The 4,259-nt window shown below is 38.2% G+C and carries 3 protein-coding genes and 1 pseudogene; all 4 read right to left on the reverse strand.

The window, feature by feature from the left end; translation table 11 throughout:
- Positions 1 to 141 precede the first annotated feature (141 nt).
- Positions 142 to 1,008, reverse strand: a complete 867-nt coding sequence (gene prmC, locus JSS34_08500) for a peptide chain release factor N(5)-glutamine methyltransferase (protein MBS0186338.1) — start codon at positions 1,006 to 1,008, stop codon at positions 142 to 144.
- Entirely contained in the window at positions 1,008 to 2,087 is a 1,080-nt protein-coding gene (prfA, locus tag JSS34_08505) for a peptide chain release factor 1 (protein ID MBS0186339.1), read from the reverse strand. The genes prmC and prfA overlap by 1 nt, the downstream gene beginning before the upstream one ends.
- 12 nt (positions 2,088 to 2,099) lie before the next feature.
- A complete protein-coding gene (locus tag JSS34_08510; protein MBS0186340.1) occupies positions 2,100 to 3,359 on the reverse strand; it encodes a histidine--tRNA ligase in 1,260 nt (419 codons plus the stop codon).
- 292 nt (positions 3,360 to 3,651) lie between these two features.
- Positions 3,652 to 4,209: pseudogene (locus tag JSS34_08515) on the reverse strand (leucine-rich repeat domain-containing protein).
- Positions 4,210 to 4,259 lie beyond the last annotated feature (50 nt).

Genomic DNA, 4,259 nt, shown 5'->3' on the forward strand with positions numbered 1-4,259 from the left:
ATATTTTGTTGGTACCTTCATCTGGCTTCCTTAATTTTTTGTCCACACAACCTAAAAAAGAGAAAAAATTAAAAAGGGAAATTTGATGCAAAAGAGATCATATTTTAAAAGGTTTTGAATTCTTTTTTTAGGTGAATAGCATCATGAAACATACGCTGATATAACACGAGGCCTTCCTTCAAGATCAAGATGACATTGAATCTCTTGAAAATTTTCTGTCTTAAAAATCTTTTCCACATCCGAAAATTGTGTTGCACCGATTTCAACAAGAACGAGACCTCTAAGAGAAAGAAGATGCTTAAATTTTGGAATAAGATGTCGATAGGAATCAAGACCATCTTGTCCGCCATCGAGAGCGAGAAGAGGGTCAAATAATCTGACGCTTGAATCCAGATGAAGGATATCTGATGTTGGAATATAAGGAGGGTTGCTTATAATAAGATCAAATTTTCCCTCGAGTGCTTCTGTCCAAGAGCCTTGAATGAAAAGAGACCGTTGGTCAAGGTTTAAATGACGCGCATTTTCTTGGGCACAATACGCTGCTTCAAAGCTTAAATCAACGCCTACTCCTTGGGCATTTGGAAACATATGCAAAAGAGAAAGAAGTAAGCACCCTGATCCCGTTCCTAAGTCGAGGATGCGTAATCTTGTCGTAGGATCTGGAATCATTTTTAAGGCAACGTCAATGATAAGCTCACTATCAGGTCGTGGATCTAATGTGGCTACATTTAGAAAAAAAGGCAGAGACCAGAATTCACGGAATTTAAGAATACGTGAAAGTGGGGTGCCTTCGGACGCTTTTAGGATAAAATCTTCAAAGAGAATATTTTCCTCAAGAGAAAGGGTTTTTTCTTTGAAAGCAAAGATGTAACTTATATCTTTTTTTAAAGCATAGGCGAGAAGGAGACGTGCTTTTTTGAGGGCTTCATTTGGGCCTACCCCTATCTCTTCTTTTGAAAGAAGTTGCTTTTGTCCCCAATTGAGTGCTTGTTCAAGAGTTAAGCGCATTAGGCATCTGAAACGTCTGAAAGTTTTTTAGCTTGATCTTCTGAAATCAACGGTTCAATCACCTCATCTAAATCTGTGCCTTCTAGAATTTGGGAAAGTTTATAAAGCGTAAGGTTTATGCGATGATCTGTAAGTCTTCCTTGAGGATAGTTATAGGTGCGAATTCTTTCAGAACGGTCTCCACTTCCAACTTGAGATTTTCTATTTTGAGATCTTTCAAGGTCTTGACGCTCGCGTTCTTTTTCATAGATGCGCGCTCTTAAAATCTTAAGAGCTTTAGCCTTATTTTTATGCTGTGACTTTTCATCTTGTTGTTGAACAACAATGCCTGTTGGAATATGGGTAATACGCACCGCACTATCTGTTGTATTAACAGATTGCCCACCAGGGCCACTTGAACGAAATACATCAATGCGAATGTCTTTATCTTCAAGAACGACGTCTACTTCTTTGGGCTCAGGAAGAATAGCAACGGTTGCTGCAGACGTATGAATACGTCCTGAACTTTCTGTTTCAGGAACCCGTTGGACACGATGAACACCTGATTCAAATTTAAGGCGTGCAAAAACATTTTCTCCTGAAATATTGGCACGGGCTTCTTTAATACCACCAATGCCAGTTTCTGAAAGATCAAGGGTTTCAAAACGCCACCCTTTTATTTCTGCATAACGTTTGTACATACGAAAGAGATTTGCACCAAAAAGAGCGGCCTCTTCTCCTCCTGTACCGGCACGAATCTCTAAGATAACATTGCGTTCATCATCTTTGTCTTTAGGTAAAAGCAATATTTTAATTTTTTGTTCGAGTTCAGGAAGGGTTTTCTCTAACGTTAAAAGTTCTTCTTGTGCCATTTCTTTTAAATCAGGGTCAAGATTCGCCTCTTTTAAAAGAGAACAAAGTTCCTCTTTATTTTTTTCGGCTTGTCGTAAGCTTAAAATAGCATCGGCCAGTGGTGTTAACTCAGCATATTCTTTTGTTAGAGGAATAAATTCTTGAGGGTTATCATGATCCGATTCAAGCTTTTTCTTTAAAACGGTATAATGATCAAGAACACGATCGAGTTTTTGTGCGAAATTCATAATGATTAAGATCTATAAGGGGTTAAGAGATTTTAACGTCGATATAAGAGAGTCCTGAGAAATCTTAGATTGATCTCCCGTTTCAAAATTTTTAAGGGTAAATGTTTTTGTTTTTTCTTCTTCATCGCCTAAAATAAGGCCATAGTGAGCTCTTAATTTTGTGGCGGCTTTGAACTTTTGCGCAATTTTTCCTTCCGAGATGAAATGGACGGTAAAGCCTTCTTTGCGGACCTTTTGACTCCATAAAAAGGTTTTTTGGTTCTGTTCTTCTGTGAGCGGAATGAAAGCAATTTGAAGGGGGGTTGGAAGAGTCAATTTTTCTTCAACAAGAAGTGAAAGTCGCTCAATGCCAGCTGCCCACCCAACAGCAGGTATCTCGGTTGAATTGCCCATGAGGGTTGAAAGCGCATCATACCGTCCTCCTGCAAGGAGAGTACTTTGGGCCCCTAGATCCGGTGTTGTGATTTCAAAAACGGTGTGACTGTAATAATCAAGTCCGCGCACTAAATGAGGATTTACTTTAAAAGGAATATCAAGGGAATTTAATTCTTTTAAAATAGTTTCAAAGTAATGTTCTGAGGACGTGTTTAGATAATTTCTAAAATGAGGAGCATCTTCCATAAGCTTTTTATCCTGAGGAGATTTTGAATCTAAAATGCGGAGTGGATTTTTAAGAAGACGTTCTTGGCTTTCGGGAGATAAATATTCTTTAACATTTTGAAAATATTCAACAAGCGCTGATTTATAACTTTCTCTGCTGGATGTATCTCCGAGGGTGTTAATTTCAAGGGTAAGATTTGGGATGCCGAGCCCTTTTAAAATATCAAAAGCAAGAGAAATAACTTCAATTTCAGCCCAAGAAGATTTGATTCCTAAAAATTCAATGCCAAATTGATGAAATTGTCTTTGACGACCTTTTTGGGGTCGATCATATCGAAACATAGGGCCTTCGTAAAAAAACTTTTGAGGAAGTGTTTGATGCAGACCGTTCATAAAGAGCGCGCGCATGATCGGCGCTGTGCCCTCAGGCCTTAAAATAATAGCTTCTTTATGAGAATCTTCACCTTTCTGTTCAACAACAAACATTTCTTTTCGAATAATGTCCGATGTTTCTCCCAAGGATCTCGAAAAAATTCCCTCATATTCAAGTAAGGGCGTTGAAATATCAAAAAATCCATACTTGTGCGCCCAAGTGCGTGCGTATTCGGTAATATACCGATGGAGCTGAGCCTTTTTATGAATTAGATCATGGGTTCCACGAACAAGAAGCATAGGACTGTCTTTTTAAAAGAGAAATTACGAGGAGAGGCACCTCTTTATTTAATACTCAAAGATCCTAAAAATTAAAACTACAAAATTAAAAAAGTTTGAAAATCTTAGAGCCAAGGGAACATCATGCATCCTATTCAAATGATGAAAGCCAAGTTATAGCGCTCAAAGAAGATCAAATCTATCAACAGAAAGAGTGTCTGAAAAAGCTTTTTTACGCGCATGAGAAGGGGATTAAAGAGTAAAAAAAAGCCCTATCAGGGAAGATAGGGCTTGGGTGTTTATATGTTAACGTTTAAAACATATGTGCATAAAGTTGCTTTATGTCAGCTAAGCTACGAAGAGGTCCACCATCTTCATAATGGTGCTTAATTCCTCCAAAGAATATATTAGGAAGGTTATATTTTCTTTGGAGGGCGACTCTTCCTTCTGGCTCAGAGAAATTTCCCCGAACATCTATCAACTTTGTTGAAGAACGTGTTGTAAGCGCGAGGAGTCCTTTTTCAGTCATTTCTGTAAATGATAAGCTTAAAACTTGAAGATCAGGCAAAAATGAAGAATCTGACAAAAGCTCTGCACCTTCATCTTTAAGATTTGTACAACAATCCAAGATGAGCATTTGGAGTTTCAAAGGATTGCCAGCAAATGCTCTTAGAAGAGATGTTTCATTAATGTCATTATTTCCTCCGAGAGAAAATATTTGGAGGTTGGGAACGACTGAAACTACGGCTCGAAGTCCATCCGTATTTACTTTATTGTTCCACAAATCAAGAGTCTTTAGATTTGGCAAAGAGGCCTCTGAAAACCCAGTTCCTGTTATTTTTCTATTGTGACTTAAATCTAGGTGCTCTAGGGCGTGTCATCAATTGAGCCAAACGATAGAAGCAATCATATAAATAGCGC

Source organism: Pseudomonadota bacterium (assembly GCA_018242545.1).
Lineage (GTDB): Bacteria > Pseudomonadota > Alphaproteobacteria > 16-39-46 > 16-39-46 > 16-39-46.

Coding starts and splice junctions, on each gene's coding strand:
- JSS34_08510 (MBS0186340.1), bottom strand. CDS start 3,359: ATGCTTCTTGTTCGTGGAACCCATGATCTAATTCATAAAAAGGCTCAG.
- prfA (MBS0186339.1), bottom strand. CDS start 2,087: ATGAATTTCGCACAAAAACTCGATCGTGTTCTTGATCATTATACCGTT.
- prmC (MBS0186338.1), bottom strand. CDS start 1,008: ATGCGCTTAACTCTTGAACAAGCACTCAATTGGGGACAAAAGCAACTT.